The sequence below is a fragment of the Amphritea atlantica genome (assembly GCA_024397875.1).
Taxonomy (GTDB): domain Bacteria; phylum Pseudomonadota; class Gammaproteobacteria; order Pseudomonadales; family Balneatricaceae; genus Amphritea; species Amphritea atlantica_B.
The window spans coordinates 138,154-163,731 of record CP073344.1 but is presented as its reverse complement, the minus strand read 5'-3'; the positions used below and the strand labels follow the sequence as shown (position 1 = coordinate 163,731).

22 protein-coding genes are annotated in these 25,578 nt (G+C 51.2%); 6 read left to right on the top strand and 16 right to left on the bottom strand.

The window, feature by feature from the left end; genetic code table 11:
• Positions 1–49: 49 nt before the first annotated feature.
• Both KDX31_00730 and KDX31_00725 read left to right on the top strand, forming a co-directional pair.
• On the top strand, positions 50–847 hold the full coding sequence (locus KDX31_00730; protein ID UTW03609.1) for a DUF1338 domain-containing protein: 798 nt from the start codon (positions 50–52) through the stop codon (positions 845–847).
• A 40-nt stretch (positions 848–887) separates the two neighbouring features.
• Positions 888–2,210, top strand: a complete 1,323-nt coding sequence (locus tag KDX31_00725) for an FAD-binding oxidoreductase (protein UTW03608.1) — start codon at positions 888–890, stop codon at positions 2,208–2,210.
• 35 nt (positions 2,211–2,245) lie between these two features.
• Here the strand turns inward: KDX31_00725 and KDX31_00720 are convergent, their stop codons facing one another.
• Positions 2,246–3,082, bottom strand: a complete 837-nt coding sequence (locus KDX31_00720; protein ID UTW03607.1) for a LysR family transcriptional regulator — start codon at positions 3,080–3,082, stop codon at positions 2,246–2,248.
• 176 nt (positions 3,083–3,258) lie between these two features.
• Here KDX31_00720 and KDX31_00715 point away from each other — a divergent pair, with 176 nt between their 5' ends.
• The gene (locus KDX31_00715; protein ID UTW03606.1) at positions 3,259–4,803 is read left to right on the top strand and encodes an aldehyde dehydrogenase family protein; all 1,545 of its coding nucleotides are present in this window, start codon (positions 3,259–3,261) and stop codon (positions 4,801–4,803) included.
• Positions 4,804–4,997: 194 nt separating this feature from the next.
• Complete coding sequence (locus tag KDX31_00710; GenBank protein ID UTW03605.1) at positions 4,998–7,112, top strand: methyl-accepting chemotaxis protein; 2,115 nt, start codon at positions 4,998–5,000, stop codon at positions 7,110–7,112.
• A gap of 206 nt (positions 7,113–7,318) precedes the next feature.
• On the opposite strand, the gene KDX31_00705 is transcribed toward KDX31_00710, so the two are convergent.
• From KDX31_00705 to KDX31_00685, 5 genes are all read right to left on the bottom strand, one after another.
• Positions 7,319–7,972: a response regulator transcription factor gene (locus KDX31_00705; protein ID UTW03604.1), complete on the bottom strand. Its 654-nt coding sequence runs from the start codon at positions 7,970–7,972 to the stop codon at positions 7,319–7,321.
• 19 nt (positions 7,973–7,991) lie between these two features.
• A complete protein-coding gene (locus tag KDX31_00700) occupies positions 7,992–9,350 on the bottom strand; it encodes a cache domain-containing protein (GenBank protein UTW03603.1) in 1,359 nt (452 codons plus the stop codon).
• A 105-nt stretch (positions 9,351–9,455) separates the two neighbouring features.
• Positions 9,456–10,745 carry a TRAP transporter large permease subunit gene (locus tag KDX31_00695; protein UTW03602.1) on the bottom strand — a complete coding sequence of 430 codons (1,290 nt, stop codon included), beginning with the start codon at positions 10,743–10,745 and terminating at the stop codon, positions 9,456–9,458.
• Positions 10,746–10,757: 12 nt separating this feature from the next.
• Positions 10,758–11,294: a TRAP transporter small permease subunit gene (locus tag KDX31_00690; GenBank protein UTW03601.1), complete on the bottom strand. Its 537-nt coding sequence runs from the start codon at positions 11,292–11,294 to the stop codon at positions 10,758–10,760.
• A gap of 77 nt (positions 11,295–11,371) precedes the next feature.
• Complete coding sequence (locus KDX31_00685) at positions 11,372–12,448, bottom strand: TRAP transporter substrate-binding protein (protein ID UTW03600.1); 1,077 nt, start codon at positions 12,446–12,448, stop codon at positions 11,372–11,374.
• A gap of 326 nt (positions 12,449–12,774) precedes the next feature.
• On the opposite strand from KDX31_00685, the gene KDX31_00680 reads away from it, so the two are divergent.
• Complete coding sequence (locus tag KDX31_00680) at positions 12,775–13,527, top strand: TSUP family transporter (protein ID UTW03599.1); 753 nt, start codon at positions 12,775–12,777, stop codon at positions 13,525–13,527.
• A 149-nt stretch (positions 13,528–13,676) separates the two neighbouring features.
• On the opposite strand, the gene KDX31_00675 is transcribed toward KDX31_00680, so the two are convergent.
• The 3 genes from KDX31_00675 to KDX31_00665 form a co-directional block, all read right to left on the bottom strand.
• Positions 13,677–15,677, bottom strand: coding sequence for a methyl-accepting chemotaxis protein (locus KDX31_00675; GenBank protein UTW03598.1), 2,001 nt, complete (start codon positions 15,675–15,677; stop codon positions 13,677–13,679).
• 283 nt (positions 15,678–15,960) lie between these two features.
• Positions 15,961–16,806 (bottom strand): S-formylglutathione hydrolase, encoded by an 846-nt coding sequence (gene fghA, locus KDX31_00670; GenBank protein UTW03597.1) that lies wholly within the window; start codon positions 16,804–16,806, stop codon positions 15,961–15,963.
• Between the two features lie 55 nt (positions 16,807–16,861).
• On the bottom strand, positions 16,862–17,980 hold the full coding sequence (locus KDX31_00665) for an S-(hydroxymethyl)glutathione dehydrogenase/class III alcohol dehydrogenase (GenBank protein ID UTW03596.1): 1,119 nt from the start codon (positions 17,978–17,980) through the stop codon (positions 16,862–16,864).
• A 129-nt stretch (positions 17,981–18,109) separates the two neighbouring features.
• On the opposite strand from KDX31_00665, the gene KDX31_00660 reads away from it, so the two are divergent.
• Positions 18,110–18,979, top strand: coding sequence for a LysR family transcriptional regulator (locus tag KDX31_00660; protein ID UTW03595.1), 870 nt, complete (start codon positions 18,110–18,112; stop codon positions 18,977–18,979).
• 47 nt (positions 18,980–19,026) lie between these two features.
• Here the strand turns inward: KDX31_00660 and KDX31_00655 are convergent, their stop codons facing one another.
• Genes KDX31_00655 through KDX31_00625 form a run of 7 tightly spaced genes read right to left on the bottom strand, consistent with a single transcriptional unit; the run spans position 19,027 to position 25,577 of the window.
• A complete protein-coding gene (locus tag KDX31_00655) occupies positions 19,027–19,395 on the bottom strand; it encodes a hypothetical protein (GenBank protein UTW03594.1) in 369 nt (122 codons plus the stop codon).
• Entirely contained in the window at positions 19,355–20,233 is an 879-nt protein-coding gene (locus KDX31_00650; protein ID UTW03593.1) for a hypothetical protein, read from the bottom strand. The genes KDX31_00655 and KDX31_00650 overlap by 41 nt, the downstream gene beginning before the upstream one ends.
• Positions 20,217–21,857, bottom strand: coding sequence for an ABC transporter ATP-binding protein (locus KDX31_00645; protein ID UTW03592.1), 1,641 nt, complete (start codon positions 21,855–21,857; stop codon positions 20,217–20,219). Before KDX31_00645 ends, KDX31_00650 begins: the two co-directional genes overlap by 17 nt.
• Positions 21,835–22,896 (bottom strand): hypothetical protein, encoded by a 1,062-nt coding sequence (locus tag KDX31_00640; GenBank protein ID UTW03591.1) that lies wholly within the window; start codon positions 22,894–22,896, stop codon positions 21,835–21,837. Before KDX31_00640 ends, KDX31_00645 begins: the two co-directional genes overlap by 23 nt.
• A 5-nt stretch (positions 22,897–22,901) precedes the next feature.
• Entirely contained in the window at positions 22,902–23,546 is a 645-nt protein-coding gene (locus KDX31_00635) for a hypothetical protein (protein ID UTW03590.1), read from the bottom strand.
• Positions 23,524–24,906: a sensor histidine kinase gene (locus tag KDX31_00630; GenBank protein ID UTW03589.1), complete on the bottom strand. Its 1,383-nt coding sequence runs from the start codon at positions 24,904–24,906 to the stop codon at positions 23,524–23,526. The genes KDX31_00635 and KDX31_00630 overlap by 23 nt, the downstream gene beginning before the upstream one ends.
• Positions 24,903–25,577, bottom strand: a complete 675-nt coding sequence (locus tag KDX31_00625) for a response regulator transcription factor (GenBank protein ID UTW03588.1) — start codon at positions 25,575–25,577, stop codon at positions 24,903–24,905. Before KDX31_00625 ends, KDX31_00630 begins: the two co-directional genes overlap by 4 nt.
• Position 25,578 lies beyond the last annotated feature (1 nt).

Below are 25,578 nucleotides of genomic sequence, written 5' to 3'. Positions count from 1 at the left end.
ACTTCATAACGTTGTTCGGTCTGTCTGAACCAATATCGGGATGCAAACGATGAACCGCGATACTTTTTTTGCAATGCTTTGGGACGATTACATCGAGATCGCCCCGCAGGCCGAAAAAATCCACCACCTGTTCACCCGTCTGGGGGAAACGGTTGTTAATGATCACGTCGCCTTCCGGACGTTCTCTGATTCGCCCATCGACCTTGATCATCTGCAACCGGTTATTCTCTCGATGGGCTATCAACTGCAGGACCACTATACCTTTGAGCAGAAAAAGCTGATTGCCAGAAGTTATGCTCACCCGGATGCAACCGCGCCGCGTATCTTTGTCAGTGAACTGATGCGCCACCTGCTGAGTGATCCGGTGCAGACCATCCTTGAGACGGTGGTGTCCCAGATAGAACCGGACGTGGTCGCCGGAGCGGAGATCTTCGCCCGCGGACGGCTCTGGCAACCGGTCTCACTGGCAGACTACAACACCCTTGCCGATGAGAGTGAGTACGCCGCCTGGCTGGTCAGCATGGGACTGCGGGTCAATCACTTCACCGTCAGCCTCAACCATCTGCAACAGCTGACTGAGATGCAGCAGGTGATCGATCTGCTGGAGCAGCACCACTTCCCGATCAACCAGGCCGGTGGTGCAATCAAGGGGGTTCCGGCAGACCTGCTGGTGCAAGCATCAACGATGGCCGACCAGGTCGAAATCACCTTTAGCGGCGGCCAGAAAAAAGTCGTTCCCAGTTGTTTCTATGAGTTTGCCAAGCGCTATAAAAACGCCGATGGCGAGCTATTCGGTGGCTTTATCGCCAATAACGCTGACAAGATTTTCGAATCGACTAACCGCTAACGTGGCCCCAGACAGTTCAGAGAGTAATAAGGAAGCCAGCATGGAGCCTGAAGATAAGATTCGACAGCCACTGCCCGACTCACTCTGGGCAGCAACCGCCTGCTCCGCCCCGCAAACGATGCCGCTTCAGGGAGATCACATCTCTTCGGTGGTGATTATTGGTGGCGGTTACACCGGTCTGTCTGCCGCGCTGCACCTGGCCGAAAAAGGCATTGAGGTGACGGTGCTGGAAGCGGAGGAGATTGGTTTTGGCGGATCGGGACGCAATGTCGGGCTGGTCAATGCGGGCCTCTGGCTTAACCCCGATGATATAGAGAAACGCCTCGGCAGCACCTATGGCCAGAGAATTAATACCCAGTTAGCGGCAGCTCCCGAGCGGGTGTTTTCAATCATTGATCGCTACAACATCGACTGTGAAGCGGTGCGCAATGGTACCCTGCACCTGTCCCATTCACTATCCGGTGATCGGGCGCTGATCAAACGGGCAGAACAGCTGCAAAAACGGGACGCACCGGTTGAGCTGAAAGACCCGGCAACCACTGCCCGGCTGACCGGCATGAACCGATACCGAACGTCGCTGTTTGATCCCCGCGCCGGGACAATACAGCCCCTCAGTTATGCCCGGGGACTAGCTCGCGCTGCACAGTCTGCCGGCGCCCGGATTCATACTCAATCCGCGGTGACGGAACTCAGCAGCACTCCGTCCGGCGAATGGCGGGTTAAAACCGCCCGGGGCTGCATTACCGCCGACAAAGTAGTGATCGCCACCAACGCCTACAGCGCACAGCTGAATAAAGACCTGCAACACGCCTTTATTCCACTGCATTTTTTCCAGTATGCCACCGCGCCTCTGGAACCTGAGCAGTTGCAGGCAATACTGCCGCAGAGGCAGGGCTGCTGGGATACCCGTCAGGTGATGACATCAATACGACTGGACCGGGCCGGACGACTGATTATCGGCAGTATTGGCAAGATCAGCGATCAGGGGAATAACTTCCTGCAGCAGTGGGCCGCGTCACAACTATCCAGACTGTTGCCGCAGCTCTTTTCCCAACAGAAGATCAGCCAGAACCCTGACTTCTGGGAGCATAGCTGGTGTGGGCGAATCGCCTTCTCCAACGATCACCTGCCCCACCTGCACATCCTGGCGCCGGGCCTGATCAGCTGTATAGGCTACAGCGGCCGCGGCATTGGCCCAGGCACCATGGTTGGGCAATCCCTCGCCGATCATCTGACCGGCATGCCGCTCGAAGATATGTTTATTCCGGTCTCCCGGCTTACACCTGTGCGCGCCCGCAAAGCCCGGGAGCAATGGTATAGCCGCGGCTCAGATCTGTACCATCTGTATCAGCGCATGGTGTAACATCTAATATGGATAGCGGATATTGATAGCGGTATCTAAGCCAGCTCGGATTTAATGCTTTCAATCACCGATAGCAACAACGGTGGCAGTGACTGATCATGGGTATAGGCAAGACCGACCACCCGCTCCAGATTTAAGCCATTCACAACGCGGCTGGTGATATCGTTACGTTCATCGGTGGACTGCTGCGGCACAATCGATACCCCCAGTCCGGCGGCAACCAGGTCAAGCGCGTACTCTTCGGTCCTGACAGTGGCTTTGATATCCAGATTGATGCCTTTCTTCTGCACCGCATATTGCCAGGCATCATTGAATTCACAGGGTTTGCGACTAATAAAGGGGATATTGTTGAGCTGATCGAACTCGATGGACTCCTGTAACGCCAGCGGGTGGGATCTGGAGAGCGCCACCACATACTGATCGGTCCACAGTTTATGAAACGCTTCGTGCTCATGCACAATGGTACTGGAGACAATCCGGGCATCTGCTTTCTGAGTGGTATCAACCAGGGTCAGATCCAGTCCGGGAATCTCCCGCAGCAGCGCTTTGATGATCGTACCGACCCGTTTACCGGACAGAAATGGCATTAACCCGATACTGACAGCGATGTGCTCGGTCCGGTCCATAAACTGCCGCTTGATCGACTGAACATCCCCCAGCACCTGACACGCCTGAGGATAAAGCCGGCTGCCATCCGGGGTCGGCGTGACCCCCTTCGAGTGCCGCACGAACAGCGGACAATCCAGTTCGGCTTCCAACTGCTGAATAGCAGCAGAGATAGACGGCTGGGCAACAAAGCAGCGCTTGGAAGCCGCACTCAGGCTTAGCTCCTCATAGACGGCAACAAAATAACGGAGTGAACGGAAATCCATCGACAGAACCTCAACAGTAATCGAACAGCATCCCTAAGAATAACCTATAGGAACAACAAACCGATATAGTTTTAACCAATACCCCCTGCAGATATTTAGTATTTTTTCAGCCTCTGTGCCATCGTTAACATAGCTGGAAATCGGTCAAACAACAGTGTTTAAAAAGGGCTTTAACCATGAGCATGACTTTTCTGGAAAATCTGGGCATGAACAGGCTCCAGTCTGACAACCTCTACTGCAGTGTACTGAGCCACGATCTGCGCCAGACTGGCGAAGGCAGTGAATTTTCAGTGAACTCGCCGATCAATGGTATGGAAGTCGCCCGCTTCAGAAATGCGACTCCTGCTCAGCTGGAGCAGGTCATCACCACAGCCACCGCAGCATTTAAAACGTTTCGCACCGTTCCGGCACCGGTTCGCGGTGAACTGGTGCGCCGTATCGGTAATATTGCCCGGGAACACAAAGAGGATCTGGCCCGGGTCATTACCCTGGAATCCGGCAAGATCATGGCGGAAGCGCTGGGCGAAGTGCAGGAATGGATTGATGTCTGTGACTTTGCCGTGGGCCTTTCCCGTCAGCTGCACGGTAAGACCATCGTCAGCGAACGTCCGGGACACCGGATGATGGAGCAGTGGCAACCTCTGGGACCCGTCGCAGTGATCACCGCGTTCAACTTCCCGATGGCGGTGTGGGCCTGGAACACCATGATCGGTCTGGTGTGTGGTGACGCCATGGTGCTGAAACCCTCTGAAAAAGCTCCGCTGTGTGCCCTGGCCTGCCAGGCAGTAGTGGAGAAAGCACTGGATACGATGCCGGAGATTCCGCGCGGCATTGCCAGTGTCATCATCGGTGATCGTGAGATTGGTCAGTTGATCGCTCAGGACACGCGTTTCCCGCTGGTTTCAGCCACCGGCTCGACTCTAATGGGCCGTAGCGTAGCTGAAACAGTTGGCGCTCGACTGGGTCGTTCCCTGCTGGAGCTGGGTGGTAACAATGCGATGATCGTTTCGGAAACGGCCGACCTGGATCTGGCGCTGCGCGCCATCGTCTTTTCCGCCGCCGGTACCGCCGGACAGCGCTGTACAACCCTGCGCCGACTGATTACACACCGATCTGTTCAGGATGATCTGGTTGAACGCATCAAACGCTCCTATGCCTCGCTGGCCATTGGCGATCCGGGCACCGAAGGCAACCTGGTAGGTCCGCTGATCGATAAGCACAGTTTTGATGCGATGCAGAGCGCACTCGATGCCGCAAAACAACAGGGCGGTGAAATACTGTTCGGCGGTGAACGTGTGACTGAGGGCGTTCCGGATGGTGGTTACTACGTCCGTCCGGCTATCGTCAGCATCCGTCACGATGCCCCGGTTGTACATCAGGAGACGTTCGCCCCGATCCTCTACGTACTGAGCTTCGATACTCTGGATGAAGCGATCGATATCCAGAATGAAGTGCCGCAGGGCCTGTCTTCCGCAATCTTCACTGAGAGTATGCGTGAAGCGGAACAGTTCCTGTCTGCAGCCGGTTCCGATTGCGGTATTGCTAACGTCAATATCGGCACGTCGGGTGCCGAGATCGGCGGCGCCTTCGGCGGTGAAAAAGAAACTGGCGGCGGCCGTGAGTCGGGTTCGGACGCCTGGAAGGCCTACATGCGCCGCTCCACTAACACCATTAACTACGGTGGTGAGTTGCCGCTGGCCCAGGGTATCGTTTTCGAATAAACACCTGCCCGACATAATAAAAAGCCTGCCCTGCGCAGGCTTTTTTGCGTTTGAGATCAAACAGGAGCGTTAGCACGGCTACACGATCCCGAGCTATTTAACCGGGTATATGACTACACCTACCCCCTGATAGGTATTGAATCCCCAGCCGTTAGATACGACGATCCTGTGCTAATTATAAAAACAGGTGATCTATGAGCTGGACCTCTTTAGTACGTAAAATATCCCTTCCTGTGGCACTTTTACTGGGACTTACCGTCATCATCCAGCTGATCATCTCAACGCTGCTGATCAACTCCACCACTGAACAGCTGCGTAACACCATTGAACCCGCCCTGAGCAGTGCGGCTCAGGATAAAATGGAAACCTTTGCCAGCGCAGAACAGCGGCGTATTGAGAAGCTGTTTACATCTAACGTGCTTGCGGCAACGGGTTATGCCCGCGACATTTCGTTCCTGCGCGAACAGTTTCGCTCTCTGTATATCTCATCGGATGATGTCCGGTATATCATCAATCAGTACATCGCCGGCACGCTGCAAAATAATCCTGAAGTACTGGGCATCTATGCGGTCTTCCTGCCTAAAGCGCTGGATGGTGCAGATAACGAACATAAGGGAGAGGATGACCTGGCCTCGAATGAAGCGGGACGTTTCGCTGTTTACTGGACCCATGATGGGAAAGGCGATGCGGCTCAGTCAATCATTACCGAAACCATGATCAATGATACAAAACCCAGCAGCAGCGGTCAGCCTTATAATAGCTGGTACCGCTGTCCGGTCGAACGCAAAGGCCCCTGCATTATCGATCCCTATACAGATGAGGTTGATGGCAAACAGACGCTGATGACATCGGTCGCCGTACCCATCTACTTCTCAGACCGCTTAGTCGGGGTGATCGGTATAGACCTGCCACTGTCCCAGATGCAGGCATCGGCGGAAGCCTTTGGCCATAAACTGGCAGATGGTCAGGGCCGGGTGATGTTGATCTCTGCGTCGGACACACTGGTCGCAGATAGTCAGAGCATAGGTTCTGCCGGACAAAGTGTCACAGACCTGCTGCCGGATAATGTTCAGCTCAACCAGCCTGTCACGCAAAAGAACAATGAGCGTTATACCCTGATTCGTCATCTCAACCTGAATAAACTGGCCACCTGGAAGCTGTATATCGATGTCCCTGCCAGCCATGTGCTACAGCAGGTCGATGCGGTTATCTCGGTGTTAAAACTGGGACAAAAAAATCAAACCACCGGCGTTATCATTGCCGGATTGCTGATCGTGGTATTGGGTTCACTGAGTGTGATCTGGCTGGCGATCCGTATTACCAAACCCCTGCGTCTGGTGGCCGGAGCGCTGCAGCAGATATCCGACGGTGAAGGCGACCTGACACAGCGAATCAGGGTACAGTCCCAGGATGAGGTGGGTATTCTGGCTGGACATTTTAATCAGTTTGTCAGTCAGTTGGCGGATATGATTCAGCGAATGGCCGACTCCATTAAGGAGGCCCTGAGCAAATCAGAACACGCAACACAGCTCGCCTTCAAGACCAATCATGACGTTGAACAACAGCAACAACAGATCGTCATGGTTGCCACCGCATCGGAAGAGATGTCTCAGTCTTCGGTTGATGTAGCGAAAAATGCAGCACACGCCGCTGATGCCTCTCACCGGGCGGAACAGGCCTCCCTGTCCGGACGACAAGCGATCAAAACCACCACCGGCAATATTGCAGCGCTGGCTCAGCAGATGCAGGTATCGATGTCCCGGGTTGAGGGGCTGGCAGCCGACAGTGACAATATCTCCGAAGTGCTGCTGGTGATCCGTTCAGTGGCTGAACAGACCAACCTGCTGGCACTGAACGCTGCGATTGAAGCCGCCCGCGCCGGTGAGCAGGGCCGTGGTTTTGCTGTTGTGGCCGATGAAGTCAGGGCTCTGGCGGCACGCACGGCAACCTCGGTCAGCGAGATTGAAACCGTGATCAATAACCTGCAAAAAGCCACCAGCTGCGTGGTCAGCAGCATTCAGGAAAGCTCCTCCTTAGCAAAAGACTCAGCCGTTCAGGTGCTTGATGCCAGCAATATGTTTGATACCATCGCCCACGCGGTAGAAGAGATCACACACCGGTCGACCCAGATTGCCACGGCGGCAGAAGAGCAAAGTATGGTGGCCGGGGATATCAGTCAGACCCTGCAGAATATCCGTACTGTTGCCGATGAGGTCACCGATCTGGCGAAAGAGTCGGCGACTCTCAGCGAACAGATGACACAGATGGGCCGAGCGCAAAACGACCTGATTAGCCGGTTTAAGTTTTGAACCTGCAGATATTCGCTGTCTGCAGCATCTGAGGCCGATCGGCTCAGGTGTGGGGGGGGCGGAATGAGCCGTGAGGATGGGGCTATCGTCTGCATCGCCAGAATGAGCTCCGCTATTTTTAGCAACTCCGAGGTGTTATACCCGAGGCGTTATAAAGGTCGCGGCGAGTCCGGGGATTACCCGCTAGCTGACGCTTGCGACCAGGCTCAGTCAATCAGATTATGTTCAATCGCATAGCGGGCCAGACCGGCCGCTGTCTGAATACCAAGCTTGGTTTTGATGTTCTGACGATGGGTTTCAACCGTTCTAACCGATATATCCAGCTGCCGGGCCATCGCTTTATTACTGGCCCCCTGAGCCAGTAGCCGAAGGACTTCCTGCTCCCGGCACGTCAACGCTTCTTTTGACTCAGAGGCCTGGCCTGACGGTTGGAAATCGGTTTGACTAAAAAGCGACTGAGACGCCCCCGCGCTAAAGTAGGTTGCTCCGCTGTAGACAGTCTTGATAGCGGTAATCAGCTCGCTAGAGGATACATCTTTTAAGACATAGCCTGCCGCGCCACACTGAATCAGCTTGAGAATATACTCACGGCTTTCATGCATACTCAGAATCAACACCCGGACATCGGGCTGTTCGGCTTTGAGTCGTTCTGTCGCTTCAAACCCGGTCATCACCGGCATTGATATATCCATCAACACGACATCGGGCTGCACCTGGGCAATGAGTTTCAAAGCCTGAGCACCATCATTAGCAGAGCCGACAACTTCTAAAGAGGGTTCATCTTCCAGACGCGCAATAATCCCCTCCAGTACCAGGGGATGATCATCGACTAAAACAATGCGAATTTTTTCAGTGCTCATACATCCTCTCCTTTCATAACTACACCAGAGTGAAACCCGCCCGGATGCGGGTACCGCTTCCGGGTTTACTGCGGACGCTGAAATGACCACTGAGCAGCTCAGTACGCTCGCGCATATTTAACAGACCAATGCCATCAACCGCATTATCATGCTTGATAAACCCCTGCCCGTCATCTTTGATCTCCACCCAGATCATCCCTTCCTCTTTCCAGATGCTCAGTACAACGGACTTTGCCTGTGCATGACGCTCGATGTTGGTTAATGCTTCCTGTGCAATACGATACAGCGTGATCTCAATATCATCGGGTAGCCGCTGCTGAGGCAGATCCAGATGAACTGACACCTTTAAACCGGTGCGTTCGGAGAACTCATCCAGCATACTATGCAGTGCCGACTCCAGCCCCAGGTCATCCAGCAGAATTGGCCGCAAATCGTGGGACAACCGCCGTACCTCCTGAATTGCCTGATTCAGTACTTCACCGCCTTTGCTCAGTTCAATATCCGCTTTAGTTTCATGAGACTGTAACTTTTCCCGGGCCAGCTCTATGCGAAATTTAACCGATACCATTAACTGATTAATACCATCATGCAGTTCGCGGGCAAAGTTTCGTCGCTGGGCTACCTGAAACTGAACATATCGATGCGCAACTTCCCGCAACCGGGCATCTGCCAGCTGCGAGGCATGTACATTGATACCTAATCCCAGCAAGGCTATCACTATGACCGTACTCGCCAGAATCGCCACAACGGTAAGGAAAGTATTACGAATATTGTGGGTCACCTTAAGGCGGATTGCGGCAACCTCTTTAGAGATATCATCGAGATATAATCCAGTTCCCATCATCCAGTTGAGTTTTGGTATCTGCACCACATAGCTCAGTTTATCCACCAGACCGACTTTTGACGGTTTATTCCAGACATAACGATAAAACCCGCCACCCTCACCGGCCAGCTGCAGCAGATCACGAATCACAAACTGGCCATCGCGGTCCTGCACATCATAAAGGTTTTGCCCCACCAGCTCCGGCTGAACGGGGTGAACCAGATTGAAGCCCTGTTGATCGTAGACAAAGAAATAGCCATCCTCACCATAGGTCAGGCTATGTAAAACCTGTCTAACCTCAGCTTCCGCTTTTTTATCGCCCGGTTCAGCTTCAGCTACGATACGGGCGATGGATGTCATCGCCAGCGCGACATAGTGTTGCAGCTCCTGCCGCTTGGAACGCAGCAGGTTCTCTTCAAAGGTCTTAATCTCCTGCTCAGACAACTGGTGTGCCTGGCTCAGGCTGATCAGCGTGATCGCCACTGTCACCAGAATCAGAGGGATAATGGATAGCAGCAGCATCTTTGTCTTCAACGACGTGACAGGACTTTTCATTGGCTCACAATCTGATTAAGTTTGATTTAATAACAGCGTTCCTTAAGTTTTTCGATAATGTAATTAAGGGATAAACAGGGCCTTTCAGCCCCGCGCTATGGTTTGTTAGATTAACCCATAAAACCCCGGGAATAACAGAATTGATAGGAGCACTGCCACCTGCATCAGGATAAAGGGCATCACGCCACGATAGATATCCACGGTTCGCACCTCTGGAGGTGATACACCCTTAAGATAAAACAAACTGAATCCAAACGGCGGCGTCAGAAAGCTGGTCTGCAGGTTCATCGCGATCAGTATGGCAAACCACACCGGGGCGATGCCTAACGCATCCGCGACAGGCGCCAGAATTGGCACAATAATAAAGCTGATCTCAACAAAGTCGATAAAGAACCCCAGCACCAGAATAGCCAGCATCGACAATATCAGAAACCCGGTTGTACCTCCTGGCAGATCGGTCAAAACCTCCTCAACGATGTAATCACCACCAGTATAAGTAAAGGCCATAGAGAATGCGGTCGCACCCAACAAAATAGCAAAGACCATGGCGGTGACTTTGACGGTTTCAGACGCTGAATCCAAAACCATCTTCCAGCTAAACTGGCGATACAGGGTCGCCAGTATAATAGCCCCGACCCCACCCAGTGCTGAGGACTCAGTCGGTGTTGCGATACCCGCAAAAATAGAACCCAGCACAATCAGAATCAGAGCCAGTGGCGGAACAATCGCGATCAGCGCTTTAACATACTGCTGCCGCTTACTGGTTCCGTCATTATCCAGTGGTAACGCGGGAGCCTTTTCCGGTTTAAGCCAGGCATAGATCAGGATATAGATAATGTATGCGCCGATCAGAATAAAACCCGGACCCACCGCCGCTTTAAACAGATCACCCACGGGTATACCGAGCACATCACCCAGTATGATCAGAATAATCGACGGCGGAATAATCTGACCTAAGGTACCTGAGGCGCAGATAGTCCCGCAGGCCAGTGACTTGTCATAGTTATACTTCAGCATCACCGGTAACGAGATCAGTCCCATCGCCACAACAGAAGCGCCTACCACCCCTGTCGATGCCGCTAACAGCGCGCCAACCAGGACGGTGGAGATAGCCAGTCCGCCGCGCACACCACCAAATAGCTTACCCATAGCCTCCAGCAGCTGTTCAGCCAGCCGGGTTTTTTGCAGCACAATCCCCATAAATATGAACAGCGGTACCGCCATCAGAGTGGTGTTCTCCATAATGCTCTGAATGCGGAACGGCATGAAGGCAAAAATTTCAGGACCTTCGGCAAAAACACCAAATGCCAAAGCCACTCCACCAAATGTGAACGCAACGGGAAAGCCCAGCAGCAGCATGAACAACGCCACCGCGAACATCACTATACCAATCATCGTATACGCCTCTTAATGCTGTGGAGGTTGATAGTTATCCGCCTGACGGTTGCCCAGCAGAATATTCAAGGATTTCAGAAACATGCCGACACCACTGATCAGCATCGCCAGAAAGGAAAAAGGGATCACCGCTTTAATAATCCAGCGATAAGGCAAGCCACCCGGATCACCGGAAGTCTCTCCCAATAGAAATGACTCTTTCGCAAAATCAACGCCATACCAGGCCACCAGTGCACAAAAAGGCATCAACAGAAACAGGGAGCCAAACATATCGATTAACGCTTTGGTCTTCGCCGTTTGACGTTCATAGATAAGATCGACCCTGACATGCCCCCCGGTCTTCAGGGCATAGGGCACACCCAGCAGGAATACCGACGCATAGAGATGCCATTCGAGTTCCTGCATGCCGATAGAGACATCGTTGAAGAGGTAGCGCATGACTACGTCGATAAAGACGTTAAACAGCATGACAACAAACAGTACTGCAGAGGTCTTACCTAACAACTCCGAGAAACTGTTAATCATCTGCTCGAGTCTGATTAATAACATCACAGCTCCTGAAACAGTAATAAAAGCGACCTGACCTGAATAACAGGACAGGCCGTTAATGAGTGAGCCAAGAAGACTTATTCGCTCACATTATCGAGGTAGGCCTTATCGGAGATCTCAGTCCAGACACGGGCTTTCTTCATATACTCTGACTGCGAATCGAGAATCTTCTTAGCCAGTGGATCTGCTGCCGCTTTCTCGGCCAATAACTCGTCATTCGCTTGACGCATGGCGGCGATAACATCAGCCGGGAAAGATTTCACCTGAATATTCGGGAACTCTTTTTTCATGTTGTCCCAGTTCACCCCTGACTCGTGATAGGACTGGATATACATGTCATAAGCCGCGGTGCGCATAGCTGTCTTCAGAATCTGTTGCAGATCCGGAGGCAGTTTGTCATAGGATTTTTTGTTGATCATAAACTGCAGCTCTGTCGCAGGCTCATGCCAACCGGTGTAGTAGAACGGTGCGATTTTATGGAAGCCCATGCGCAGATCCAGCGATGGCCCTACCCACTCCAGTGCATCGATCGTGCGTCGCTCAAGCGCAGTATAAAGCTCACCCGCGGGGATATTGGTCGGTTTGGCACCCAGTTTCGCCAGTACTTCACCGGCAAATCCGGGAATTCGCATCTTCAGCCCCTGCAGATCCTCAAGGGAGTTAATCTCTTTCTGGAACCATCCACCCATCTGGTTGCCGGTGTTGCCTCCCGGGAAAGACAGCACGCCAAATTTGCCATACACCTCATCCATCAGTTCCTGACCGCCACCATAATAAAACCAGCCATACTGCTCAGGCGCGGTCATACCAAATGGCATGGTTGTAAAATACAGAGTATTAGGCACCTTGCCCTTCCAGTAATAGGAAGCGGAGTGGCCCATATCATACTGACCGGCACGGACCATATCGAAGACCCCGAGCGGAGCCTTATGTTTATTCTTGGAATCAATAGTAATTTTCAGGCGTCCATTGGACATTTGATCGGCCAGCGCCGCCATATTTTTAGGCGCATCACCAAAGATAGGAAAGTTGGTTGGCCAGGTTTCTGCCAGCTTCAGCCGATAGACTTTCTCTGCTGCCATCAGCGGGCTCGCCAGCAGTGAAGCACAGGCAGCAACCGCCAGTAGTTTTTTCGCAAAGTTCAGTTTTAACATTGTTATTATCTTCCTCTGTTTGCACCACCCCATCAGAATTAAGGGCAGATTTCTCGGCTCCGATAACCGCTTTTGAGCGGTATTCGCATAGCAGACAGTGTGACGAATCAGGGCAACGCCCACTATTCGTGAAAGTGCGCAATAAGAGATGAAAGACTACGTAGAAAGATCTCCGTAGTTTTACGGATAACATCATTGACTCGATCCAGCAGTACTATCCAGCATTACTATCCAGAAGTACCCTCTGAATTTTCCTATCCCGGATAAAGCGACAGCTGTTACAGTGCCTCCTATCAGGCAATTAGATAGCAAACAAAGAGGTAACGATGGAACTGGACCTGACACTCATCCTGCTGTTCGTTCTGACCGGCCTTGGAGCGGGCATAATCGATGCGATAGCCGGCGGTGGCGGCATGATTACGCTGCCCGTGCTGCTGGCATCGGGTATGAGCCCGGTGGAGGCGCTGGCAACTAATAAGCTACAGGGGAGTTTTGGAACGTTCGCTGCCTCAGTCTACTTTGTACGTAAAAAGCTGGTTGATCTGACACAGATGAAACTGATGATTCTCTGTACTTTCCTGGGTGCGGTCTGCGGGACGATGACTGTACAGCAACTGGACACCACCTTGCTGGCTGCAATTATGCCGTTTCTGCTGATAGCCATCGCGCTGTACTTCATGTTTTCAAAACGGATGGGGGATCTGGACCGGGACCGGAAAATCAGTAACGCTCTGTTCGCCTTCCTGTTGACCACAGCGATCGGATTTTATGATGGCTTTTTCGGGCCGGGAACCGGGACATTCTTTGCGCTCGCGTTTGTATCGCTGCTCGGTTTCAGCATGTCACGGGCAACCGCCCATACCAAAATACTGAACTTCACCTCGAATCTGGCTTCGCTGATTTTCTTCGCTCTGGGAGGCAATATACTCTGGCTGGCAGGCTTTAGTATGGCGGCCGGGCAACTGATCGGTGGTCAGATCGGCGCACATATGGTGGTTAATCAGGGCGCTCGTCTGATCAGACCACTGGTGGTGGTTGTAACACTGATAATGTCTGTCAAACTCCTGCTGGATCAATAACATGATAAGCAGATAAATTCACGTCAACCGGACTACGAGAAAAGCATTGAACCCGTTAGCTGATGCGTCTATACGACGGAACACGAAGTGTTATGAATCAGCATTACACTGATTCATAACGCTTCAGGTGCAGACCTTAGCGATACAGCTTAAGAGATCCGGAACGAGTTAGACAGTGTTTGTAACTGGCTAGCCAGTCGTGCCTGCTCATCTGCGGCGATGGAGATCTGGTTGCCTCCTTCAATCCCCTGATTCGAAAGCTCATTGATACTCCTGACGTTATTAGCCAGGTCGCTTGTCACTGATACCTGTTCCTCCGCAGCGGTTGCAATCTGCAGACACATCGTGTTGATTAAATTAATTTCATTCTGAATTTCAATCAGTTTCTTTTCCATTATATTGGTTTGCCCAACGGTCTTCTCTGCATCCTCTGCACATTTCTCGATGGTATTCGAAACCGCGCCTGCGCTGGATTGAAAATTAGCCACAATTCTTTCGATATCCGCAGTAGAACTCTGTGTGCGTTGCGCCAGTGTTCTGACTTCATCAGCCACAACCGCAAAACCACGCCCCTGTTCGCCGGCTCTCGCGGCTTCAATTGCGGCATTTAACGCCAGCAGGTTGGTTTGCTCTGCAACACTTTTTATAACATCCACAATCGCAGAGATTTCATGACTATCTTCTTTAAGACGGGTAACCGACTGGTTAGCCTGATCCATGTCACCTGCCAGTTGATTCATGTAACCGACCGTCTCTGTGACAATATTGACACCATCGGAGGTTAGATTATTGACATGACTGGCCGCTTCAGAGGTCGTCATCGTATTCGTTGCGACTTCCTGAGCGGTTGCTGACATCTCCTCAGTCGCTGAAGCCACCAGAGTCGTCTCATCACGTTGACGCTCCAGTCCCTTCAAATTACGATCAACCGTTGTTGAGGTTTCTTCGGCAGCGGCTGACAACTGAACACTGCCTTTATCAATCTCAGTGATTGCCAGTTTAAATGTTGCCAGCATGTCGTTAAAGTGCCCGGCACTAATCCCCAGCTCATCCTGAGTGATAACGTTGACACCTACCGTCAGGTTTTTAGTCTGTTTGACTTCATCCATCGTGCCAACAAGCGCATTCAGCTGCGCGGTTAGAATACGAATGATCGATACCGCTAATAATACCACTAAGAGAATGATCACCAGAGTCACGCTGCTAACGAGCAGAATAGAGTTATTCGCAGACGCTTGCTGCGAAGCTGTCAGCATTAACAGGTCGGCCGATAACTTATCTTCTACTATTTTCAGCTGATTAATACGTCCTGTTGCCTGCTTAAACCAATCAATTGCATCAACGTTAAAACCACCGCTGGAAGCATGACTAAAGGCGATATCCCGCATCCGTTCTACTTCACGGACGGCCGCATGATCCATAGACTGAGTATAAAACTGGCGCGGCTCAGGTAATGCAAATTTCGTAAAATTATCAAGGTAGACCGACTGTTCAGTTACCAGTTGAATAAATCGCTGGTACATCCCCGGAGCAAACTGGCCTGCACTAAACGAATTACTTAATACAGCCCGCTCAATACCGGCGCGTTCTTTGGCCTGTAGAAAGTTGTAATACGCCGATAACTCATTTGCAAGCGCTGCATTTTCAGCCAGATGAGCCACCCGATAACTAACCGACAAAAGTAAACTATTAAGGTGAGTGTAGAAACTCAGTGCATCCTTGAGTGGGATTTCCTGGCGGTCAACCTGGCGACGAATCTCATCCAGCCGACTCATTTGTGTTGCTATATCCTGTAATACTCCAGCCACCTCATTAGTTTGCAGTTGAGGTAAGGTCTGCTGCAGGAAATCCAGCCGTGACTGAGCGACCCTGGAAGTACTCTGCCGCTGTTGAATCAGAATGTCTTTAAATGCAGTACCTTTCGACCCTATAAAACCGGCAGTCGCTCCCCGCTCCTTTTGCAGCTCATGAACTAAAAGACTGTTCTCAGCTGTGATTTCAACCAGTGTTCCGGCATTTTCTGCATTTTTACTTTGCTTGAAGTCATGAAAAATATCCAGACTGGAAAATACCAGCAGGCCCAGGAAAGAGGGCAAGACCAGCAATAATATTTTATGTCTGAACATTAATCGCTTTAAAAAATTCAACATAGCTACTCCCTTAAACTCACATATGCCATTGCAACAGGCCCGCTCTCATCTAAGAGTGCGCGCCAATAGCCCCGCGGCGAAATGCTGCATGGCAGCATATTAGCCAATATGATTTCTGGAGGAAATACATCGTTAGTGATACTTGTCAAAATAAAAACCGATATTTTATACCTTTGCGCAATGAGCAGCGGTTGTATTTATCAGCGGTAATCCGATTAATCTAAAAATAAAAAAGGGGCTCATAAAGAGCCCCAAAACATACCTCAACAAGCAAAGCTTATCGTTAGCAGTCAGCAACAAGATAACGATGGTGGAACCTGAGCTGTTCCTCTATAAAACTGGCGATGAAGTAGTAGCTGTGATCATAGCCTTCATGCTGTTCAAGTTGCAGCGGATAACCGGATTCAGCCGCGGCAGCTGCCAGTTTTTCCGGCTGTAGCTGCTCTGCCAGAAAGTCATCCGCCAGCCCCTGATCAACACGTGTCGGCAGATGCACAGGATTATTGCGCAATAACACCGTGGTATCGTACTGCTGCCAGCGACTCTCATCCGTCCCCAGATAGGCGGTCAAAGCTTTACGTCCCCAGGGACAGCTGACCGGGTTGCTGATCGGACTGAATGCAGAAACCGAAGTGTAACGTCCGGGATTACGCAGGCTGATCATCAACGCTCCATGCCCGCCCATTGAGTGACCGGCAATTGCGCGCTTCTGTGATACCGGGAAAGTGGCCTCTATCAGTTTCGGCAGTTCATCAACGACGTAATCATACATCCGGTAATGCTCATCCCACGGCGCTTCAGTCGCATTGACATAGAAACCCGCCCCCTGGCCCAGATCATAGCCCTCGTCGTTAGCAACATTATCACCACGGGGACTGGTATCCGGTGCCACAATAGCGATCCCCAGCTCTGCAGCGACCCGCTGCGCACCGGCTTTCTGCATAAAGTTTTCATCGGTGCAGGTTAACCCGGACAACCAGTACAGTACCGGAACCCTTTCTCCACTCTGCGCCTGCGGCGGAAGGTAGATTGCAAAACGCATGGTCACACCAAGCGCCGATGACTGATGGTTATACTGTTTATGCCATCCGCCAAAGCTCTTCGTCTGGCTTACAAGTTCGAGACTCATAGATCCTTTCCTCAAGGGCTGTCGCCTTTATGACGACAGCCGCTGTAGCTGACGGTTACTTGTCGTAATGAATAACGCTGCGGATACTCTTACCCTCATGCATCAGATCAAAGGCGCTGTTGATATCCTCCAGACCCATGGTATGCGTAATGAAGTCATTCAGGGCGAACTCGCCCTGCAGGTAACGTTCGACGATTTCAGGCAGCTCAGAACGCCCCTTAACACCACCAAACGCTGAACCACGCCATACACGACCGGTTACCAGCTGGAACGGACGGGTAGAGATCTCCTGACCGGCACCGGCAACACCGATAATCACGGATTCACCCCAGCCTTTGTGGCAGCATTCCAGAGCAGAGCGCATCACATTAACATTACCGATACACTCGAAAGAGTAATCCACACCCCCATCGGTCAGCTCAACAATCACGTCCTGAATCGGCTTGTCGTAATCCTGCGGATTGATGCAGTCGGTTGCCCCCAGCTTGCGGGCCAGATCAAACTTAGACTCATTGATATCAATAGCGATGATACGGCTGGCTTTCGCCATCGTTGCACCGATAATTGCCGACAGGCCGATACCACCGATACCGAAGATCGCTACCGTCGCGCCCTCTTCAACCTTAGCGGTATTCATGACAGCCCCCATACCAGTGGTCACACCGCAACCCAGCAGGCAGACTTCTTCCAGAGGGGCTTCTTTATTCACCTTGGCCAGAGAGATTTCAGGCAAAACAGTGTATTCAGAGAAGGTAGAACAACCCATATAGTGATAGATCGGCTGACCGTCTTTATAGAAGCGAGTGGTACCATCAGGCATCAGACCTTTACCCTGGGTCTCACGAATCTTCTGACACAGGTTGGTTTTGCCGGATTTACAGAACTTACACTCGCCACACTCAGGGGTGTACAACGGAATAACGTGGTCGCCAACAGCAACACTGGTGACACCTTCGCCAACCTGCTCCACAATACCACCGCCCTCATGACCCAGAATCGCCGGGAAAATACCTTCCGGATCTTCACCTGACAGTGTGAAAGCGTCGGTATGACAAACACCGGTAGCAACGATGCGTACCAGCACCTCGCCCGCCTTAGGTGGCATGACATCCACTTCTTCAATAGACAGGGGCTGATTCGGCCCCCATGCGATAGCAGCTCTAGATTTAATCATGGTCATTTTCTTCAACTCTTTCTGGGTTGTATTTGTGACGAAGCCTAAACAATTAAGTATCCATTGTAGTTATTAATGAAAACAAGATAATCTACCCGTTTGTTAATATACTTTTACGAGAATGTAACAATGAATCGTTGGGAAGGGGTTTCTGAACTGATTGCTGTCACAGAAACAGCAAGCTTTACTGCTGCGGCGAAGCGTCTTGGCATCTCCACAGCTCAGGTCAGTCGCCAGATAAGCGCGCTGGAAAACCGTCTGGGAACCAAACTGTTCTATCGCACTACCCGTAAGGTGACCGCAACGGAGGCGGGCGAGACCTATTATCAATACTGTCGGCAATTACTGAACGGTCTGGAAGAAGCGGAACGGGCGGTGAATAACCTTCAGAATACCCCCCGGGGTAAACTCAGAATTACCGCTCCGGCCACCTATGGCGAACAAAAGATCGCTCCGTTGATCAACGACTTTATCAGTCTCTACCCGGAACTGGAGGTTCAGTGTCATCTGACCAACCAGACCGTCGATCTGGTGGCATCCGGATACGATCTGGCCATCCGTCTGGGTAAGCTGGAAGATTCCAGCATGATCGCGCGGCAGCTCATCTCCCGTAAACTCTATGTCTGTGCAGCCCCCGCGTATCTGACTACCCATGGTGAGCCCCATGTGCTGAATGAACTGAGTCACCATAACTGTCTGCTCGGTACGCTGGAGTACTGGCGCTTTCTTGAGCATGGACAGGAACGTAATATCAAAGTCAGTGGAAATCTGCACTGCAACAGCGGTCAGGCGTTACTGGATGCGGCATTGAAAGGGATCGGGATCGTACAGCTGCCCGACTACTATGTCGAACCCTATCTGGAAAGCGGTGCGCTGATCTCGTTATTACAAAACTATCAACAATCGAGCGAAGGGGTCTGGGCAGTCTACCCCCATAACCGTCACCTCTCTTCTAAGGTTCGTATGTTGGTTGACCATCTGGCAGAACACCTGAGATAAGTGCCTGCCCGATGCCGCTATAACTGATTTAACAGAAGCACTGGTGATTATAACCGGTTGCCCATCAGAAACTGCCGATAACGGATGACTTTCTGCTGCTGCCCCTGATCATCTGAACGGTATTTATAGTAACGATCGCCCACCTGATACACAGTTCTGCAACTTTCAGACTTATGCTCCATCTGCAGACAGATCTCGTTATCTTTTACTCTCCACTTTCCTTTACGCGTTTCCCAATACCGCTCCTGTTCCACCCGGCCATTAGCCGCATAGTAAGTGAAGCTGGTCGAACCATTTATCAGATTGTAAGATTCTACTGTCCGTTCCGTAAACAGATGCAGTAACTCGTCAGTTGTTAGCTGAGTGCTTTCATCCTTAACCTGACACCCTGATATAGCGGCTATCAGAGCTCCCATCAGTAAAATTTTTGTCTTCATTATTAACGTCTCTCTCACTCTGTAACAGGAATTGCAAAACCAGCTCTGCCATCCCCCCATCTTGCATATTGTTATAAAAATTGTGCCCCTGCCCGGTCAGTATTGTTAACTGAGCGGGTCGATAAGACTTTTCCAATTGTAAACCTCTGATAGCCTCCACCCAGCGAATAGCCCGCTGTATGCGATTATCGCCCTGCTGCTGATCAAGATTAACCGAAGTCCTCAGGCTGCTGTCCCTCAGATTATCCTGATCACCTACGGTAACCAGCATTGGGATTTTGAGCATCTCGTCCAGTCGTACCCGATCCAGCGCAATAGTGCGGGCGATACCCCGGGGATATTTAACCTTATCATCGGGAAAGCTGTACCAACCTGCACTCCCCAGTGCCATTGCTGCCACCTGCTGCGGATGGTGCAAAGCATAGCGATGCGCAAACTGCGCACCACCGGAATACCCGGCAAGCAAAATTTTCATGTACGGCTGATTGTGTATGCAGCGCCACAATGCCAGAAAACTGTTTAGTGCAATATCCGCCCGGGGCTGACAAGAGCCGGCACAGAGTTGTTGGTAGCGGGGAAAGTGTTTTGAGCTGAATTCTGGTACCACCAGCCAGCATCCGATCTCATCTGCCAGTGGCCGATAGCTGTCCAGTTGCTCTTTAACATCCCGGGATATTCCATGCACAGCAACCAGTACTCGCTTCATATTGCGCACTTTACGTGGTTGATACAGCCATAAAGGCAGCCCTGAAATGGCAGGAAAGATAACCCGTTTAATCTCTCCGGGAGGCGGTAGTAACTCATTTATCATTGACATACCGCCCCATCATTATCACGTTAGTGTTGTTTACCAGTGCAGAATCAAACGCTCCGGACAACTCCCACCGCTGTGGACAGATTTCATCTGCCCCATTAAAACTGGCGCATAAGATGATCGCCCCCCGAAACGTCTCCGCCAGCCTACGGATAACCTGCTGCACATCAGCGCTCTGGTGTGCGACATCATCATCCAGCAGTAACAGAGAGGGCTTTCGTAGCAATGCCCGGGCCAGCATTATCCGGTAACTCAGAGAGGCCGATAAGTTTGCCCCCCCTTCTTCCAAACGGGACTGTAACCCTTGTGTCAGCTCCTGCGGGTTATCCAGGTCACATAATGCAGATACCGCCTGAAGGTCTTCATCACTGAATTTACGGGCACCATAGAGAAGGTTTTTTTTCAGAGTCCCCCGCAGTAGCGGCAGGTATGAGCTGACAAGGCAGATATGCTGACTGATCACCCGATTCCGGTAACTGTTGATATTCTTATCACCCAACAGAATACGACCGCCACTGATACGGGTGAGCCCGGCAATAGCCGACAGTAATGTACTCTTGCCACTACCTGATCCGCCCCTGAGAAGAATCCGGCTACTGGCATTAATAGTAAAGGACTGAGGCGCCAGACGGTTGGCGCAAAACACTTGCTGCAGTTCAACCTTAAACTTTCCAGCAATCCGTCTTCGTCTTCCTTCCCTGAGGGCGTCACGACTCAGAAACTGCACCAGCTTTTTCTCTGCGACTTTCTTCAGGGTCCAGAATTCATATAACCGTGTTAATCGCCGCAACTGTCCCAGCAAGTAGAGCGCCGCGGTCATCAACACAGCCATATACTGAGTACTTATAAAACCCTGTTGCTGTAAGTGCAGCCCGGTACTGATCAAGGACAGCATTGCGAACAGTAAGATAGCCTCATTCATCCCCCGCATCAGTGCGGAAGTGCGGGCCCTGCGAACCTGGCTTTGCATTAACCGTTCTGACTGTCGCAGAAAACGCCGGGTCTCTTTCCCCGGTTGGTTATAGGCACGAATTAAAGGTAACTGACGCAGCTTTTCGGTTACATTGCGTATCATATTGCCCCGCCTGCGGCGCAACTGTTCTGATTGCACAAACAGATAGCGTCCAAGCAGATAGTTGCCCGCAACCGCCAACAACAAAGGCACCAGCAGAGCAACCACAAGCAGATAATGCAGCTGCAAGAGCGCCACCAGAGAGACCGTAAACCACAGCCCGATAACAATAAGCGGCGCCATTCCCTGAACAATCCAGTTACGAATAGCCGTCATATCGCCCGTTAGTCTCAGCAATGTCCCGCCTTTGTCTGCAACACGAAAATCTTTAGGCGGCAATTTCTGTGACTTTTCAAACACCTGATGCCTTAGCTGAAAAATATATCGCTGTGCCAGTAGCTCTGCATAAAACCGTTCAATATAACGCCCTGCAGCCAGTAATATTATCGCTATAACCCCCAGTTCCCAGGGAACCGATGACTGCTCATCAATGCCTTCCACGACATGACGTCCCCAGCTGATCAGCAGGATCAGGCAGACTGACTGCAGGATACCGGTCGCAGCAAGCAGCAACAGCTGCTGCCAGCGTTTCTCAGCAAGAATGGGTGGCAACATACTTATCAGCCCCAAACAGACAGCCAAGAATATAGTCACGAGTGTTGTTCTGATGAAAATCTTTTAACTCGAGTATTGGTAACCCGAGGCTAACCCGGGCTTCATCGCAGCTTAGTGGTGAACGGGAGATGAGTCCGCCTATTCCGAGAACCCTGATGCCTGCATGTAATACCGTCTGAGCAGTCATAGTCGCGGCGATAGCACCATCCGCAGCAACCAGTGCAGCGCTTATCTCGCTAATAAACCGGGTACTCTCCAGCAGCGCCCGGTTTTCCGGCTGCAGAACACCATCCGCCACCTCAACGATAAGAATGTCGGCTCCCTGTTGAAGCGCGTCAGTTTTAAACTGCTGCAGTATCGAGATAAGCTGTGCAGGCTTCATCCCTACTGTAGAGGGATAGCCTGCATCAAGAAAATCAACGACCCGATCAGCACCAGCATCGAGCATTCGCCAATAATCAGGGCCTGCACCGGTACCCGTCAGTTTGGTAACAGATATACGGTAACCCGCCTGCCGTAATCCGTTTGCTGCGGCACAGGCCAGGGTTGTTTTTCCACTGTTCATATCACTTCCCATCACCAGCAGAGTCGGCAACTGTTGCAGGGTGACAGGGGTGACTTCCAGCTTATCAAGGGGGGCAAACTGGCTCAGATTGAGAGGGTTACCCGTGCTGTCACACAGCAACCCAATCGCGGTAATTTCAGTCGCACCTTTAACACCAGCATTGCGCTGTATTACCTCCGCAGCAATACCGCCTGCGGCCACAAGATGACACGCACCAAGCTGATCCGGCACCTGAGCATGAAACTGACCCGTTGCATAACGATCGGCAACCGCGACAATAATCTCATCCCCCGGATAGAGGTGCTCCCTGCGTCCAAAGGTGTTTTCCAGACGAGTATGATGACGAACACGATCAACCCGGGCCAGAATAAGATCCCCCGAACGAGGCTTTCCCTGCTCCAGGGTCGCTGCAACAGACAGGTCTACATTGCGGGTAATGTAGCTGCGTTTCGCTTGAACAATTCGTTTCTGCATCTCGATCACCCTGATGTAATCCTGTAGACAGTACGGGAAATTCGCTTCGCTGTGGCACGTTCTGGCGGGAGAATCCGCTCGACCTCAATCTGTCTCTCTTTGCCATAACGATCGATCTTTATCTGTTTCACGACCAGCCTCAGTTCCGGTGACCAGGACAGCAGAAGCTGCTCACGGATTTGTTCAATGTAGCGCTTATTCACAACCACCCGCAGGCAACTGTATTCATAGGTACTCAGTTGCTGCATTTTACTCAGCGAGAAATTTCCACTCCCGGCATAGCTGCAACGCCATGATCTTTTTTTAATACCGCTCTGCAAATCCTTGCGGGTCAAATCAAACCGAACTGATTCACGGTCACTGAAGGGTCTTAGTTCTACCTTACCCAAATCAGGCACAAACTGATCATAACCGCTGAGCTGTTCACCAAAGCGCCGGTATTCCAACACGGGGAAATATGGCAGATAGGAACGCTTATATTGACGCTTACGCTGATCTTCCCAAAGACTCCATTCTTTATTCGTTACCAACAATTTTTCTACATCACCATCGGAGTAAATCACGACACTACCCGGCTTGATTTCAGCCATGCTAATGGCTGGAACAAAAATCAGGAGTGCAGCCATTTTAGCTATATGCTTCTGTCTCATCGTTTCTTCCTTCGTCAATGGATTCTTTTCCGGATTGCGGTATATCAATAATCACTTGCAGGCCTCCTGAGCTGGCGGTATGCAAACGCATCTGACCACCATAACTACTCACAACAGCCTGACAGATCGACAGCCCCAGACCATAATTACCTTCCCCCTGCTCATCGACACGGGTTCCTCTTAAACACATTTTTTCGATTCTATCCGGGGGGATACCCGGACCATCATCACTAACAATAATGGTCCAGCCTTCATCATGGTTATCTCTGATACTTAGCTGCACTCTGGAGCGGGCATAACGCCAGGCGTTGTCGAGAAGATTACCCACAAGTTCCAACATATCATCACGATCAAACGGAACAGCAAACTCAGGCACATCCTGAACCAGCGCTATCGGGTTATCCCGGTTACGTTTGCGATTTAATAACTGAACCAGATAGGGCAGTTCTTCCCCGGGATTAAATAACTCACCAGGATTAGGTGATCCTGAAATTTTTGCACGCCGTAACTCCCCCTCAATACGACGCTGCAGCTGCATATAGATCTGCTTCAGACTCTCACGGTTATCTTCGACTTCGGCCGCTTGAGACAGTATTTGCAGATGCTGTAAAGGGAGTTTCAACTCATGAGCCAGATTGCCGGTCGCTGTTCTGGAACGACTCAGCTGCTTTCCAGAACGGTCAACCAGTCGTTCAATCGCATCAGCCAGCGGCATAATTTCTTCAGGAATAGCTTTCGGAAGGCGCACAGCTCCACACACTTTCCCCCTGAGCAGAGCAGTTTGCAGTGGCTTCAGGCTGGCAAAGCCCCAGTGCAGTATACTGCGCTGCAAGAAGATGATTAACAGGGCCAGAGCAACCAGAACAGTTAGCAGGTAATACTCATATTCATTCTGACGGGCAATAAATGCACTGATATCCTCAGCCACCCATATGGTTACATCCTGATTATGTTTACGTATACCCTGTCGCCATATCTGCCAGTATTCATCACCAAGACCATCAGTCTGTGATTGAGCCTGGCCACCCGGGGGAAGCAGATCGACACCCGGTCGGATATCCCAAAGGCTGCGGGAGCGCAACTCTCCCCCCTCCCAACGGACGATATAATAATGACCGGATCGTACCCGGTTAAAAACTTCAGAAACTTTGCTGTCATTAATCTGCCAGCGTCCATCCGACCATTTCAGTTCAGTGATGATATTTTCAACATCATTTTTCAATCTTGAGCCAATATATTCACTGGTAATACGATTGATCCCGGTATGCATCAACAACAACAGCAGAGTAAAAGCCGGGACTACCAAGACAATAAGTCCCCGTCGGATCTTCCGCTCCAAGGATGGCCTCACTGTACTCACGAGTCATTCCTCTCTGCCTGCAGGCAGTAGCCCTGCCCTCTACGCGTTTTAATAAACTCTTTACCAAATCGCTGGCGTAAACGATTGATATAGACTTCGATGACATTGCTATCGCGAACCTGCTCTTCCTCATAGACATGTTCAGAGAGAATCGTCTTACTGACTAAACGGCCCGGATTCATCAACAAATATCGAAGCAGGCGAAACTCAATACCCGTTAACTGGAACTCATCGCCTTTCTGGCTGCGAGCGATCTGAGTATCGAGATCAAGCTTAATCCCGGCATATTCCAGTTGCTGTGAGGTCTGACCATAACGCCTGCGCACCAACGCTTCCAGACGAGCCATCAGTTCCTCCATAAAGAAAGGCTTTCCCAGATAGTCATCAGCGCCGGCTTTAAGACCATCCACCCGTTCCTGCCAGCTGTCCCGGGCTGTCAGTATCAAAACCGGCGTATCAATCTGCTCAGCACGCATCTCCTGCAGCACTTCAAGTCCCGGTTTTTGTGGCAGACCAAGATCGAGAATAATCACATCAAAACTTATTTCCCGGATAAAAAAGGCGCCTTCAACACCATCAGATGAGATATCAACAATATAACCATTTTTTTGTAGCTGGCTACGAAGCTCCTCCACCAATCTGACATCATCCTCTATCACCAGAACTCGCATA

Bases quoted from the DNA above. Each gene is read 5' to 3' on its own strand.
- KDX31_00730 (UTW03609.1), top strand. From the start codon at position 50: ATGAACCGCGATACTTTTTTTGCAATGCTTTGGGACGATTACATCGAG.
- KDX31_00725 (UTW03608.1), top strand. From the start codon at position 888: ATGGAGCCTGAAGATAAGATTCGACAGCCACTGCCCGACTCACTCTGG.
- KDX31_00720 (UTW03607.1), bottom strand. From the start codon at position 3,082: ATGGATTTCCGTTCACTCCGTTATTTTGTTGCCGTCTATGAGGAGCTA.
- KDX31_00715 (UTW03606.1), top strand. From the start codon at position 3,259: ATGAGCATGACTTTTCTGGAAAATCTGGGCATGAACAGGCTCCAGTCT.
- KDX31_00710 (UTW03605.1), top strand. From the start codon at position 4,998: ATGAGCTGGACCTCTTTAGTACGTAAAATATCCCTTCCTGTGGCACTT.
- KDX31_00705 (UTW03604.1), bottom strand. From the start codon at position 7,972: ATGAGCACTGAAAAAATTCGCATTGTTTTAGTCGATGATCATCCCCTG.
- KDX31_00700 (UTW03603.1), bottom strand. From the start codon at position 9,350: ATGAAAAGTCCTGTCACGTCGTTGAAGACAAAGATGCTGCTGCTATCC.
- KDX31_00695 (UTW03602.1), bottom strand. From the start codon at position 10,745: ATGATTGGTATAGTGATGTTCGCGGTGGCGTTGTTCATGCTGCTGCTG.
- KDX31_00690 (UTW03601.1), bottom strand. From the start codon at position 11,294: ATGTTATTAATCAGACTCGAGCAGATGATTAACAGTTTCTCGGAGTTG.
- KDX31_00685 (UTW03600.1), bottom strand. From the start codon at position 12,448: ATGTTAAAACTGAACTTTGCGAAAAAACTACTGGCGGTTGCTGCCTGT.
- KDX31_00680 (UTW03599.1), top strand. From the start codon at position 12,775: ATGGAACTGGACCTGACACTCATCCTGCTGTTCGTTCTGACCGGCCTT.
- KDX31_00675 (UTW03598.1), bottom strand. From the start codon at position 15,677: ATGTTGAATTTTTTAAAGCGATTAATGTTCAGACATAAAATATTATTG.
- fghA (UTW03597.1), bottom strand. From the start codon at position 16,806: ATGAGTCTCGAACTTGTAAGCCAGACGAAGAGCTTTGGCGGATGGCAT.
- KDX31_00665 (UTW03596.1), bottom strand. From the start codon at position 17,980: ATGATTAAATCTAGAGCTGCTATCGCATGGGGGCCGAATCAGCCCCTG.
- KDX31_00660 (UTW03595.1), top strand. From the start codon at position 18,110: ATGAATCGTTGGGAAGGGGTTTCTGAACTGATTGCTGTCACAGAAACA.
- KDX31_00655 (UTW03594.1), bottom strand. From the start codon at position 19,395: ATGGGAGCTCTGATAGCCGCTATATCAGGGTGTCAGGTTAAGGATGAA.
- KDX31_00650 (UTW03593.1), bottom strand. From the start codon at position 20,233: ATGTCAATGATAAATGAGTTACTACCGCCTCCCGGAGAGATTAAACGG.
- KDX31_00645 (UTW03592.1), bottom strand. From the start codon at position 21,857: ATGTTGCCACCCATTCTTGCTGAGAAACGCTGGCAGCAGCTGTTGCTG.
- KDX31_00640 (UTW03591.1), bottom strand. From the start codon at position 22,896: ATGCAGAAACGAATTGTTCAAGCGAAACGCAGCTACATTACCCGCAAT.
- KDX31_00635 (UTW03590.1), bottom strand. From the start codon at position 23,546: ATGAGACAGAAGCATATAGCTAAAATGGCTGCACTCCTGATTTTTGTT.
- KDX31_00625 (UTW03588.1), bottom strand. From the start codon at position 25,577: ATGCGAGTTCTGGTGATAGAGGATGATGTCAGATTGGTGGAGGAGCTT.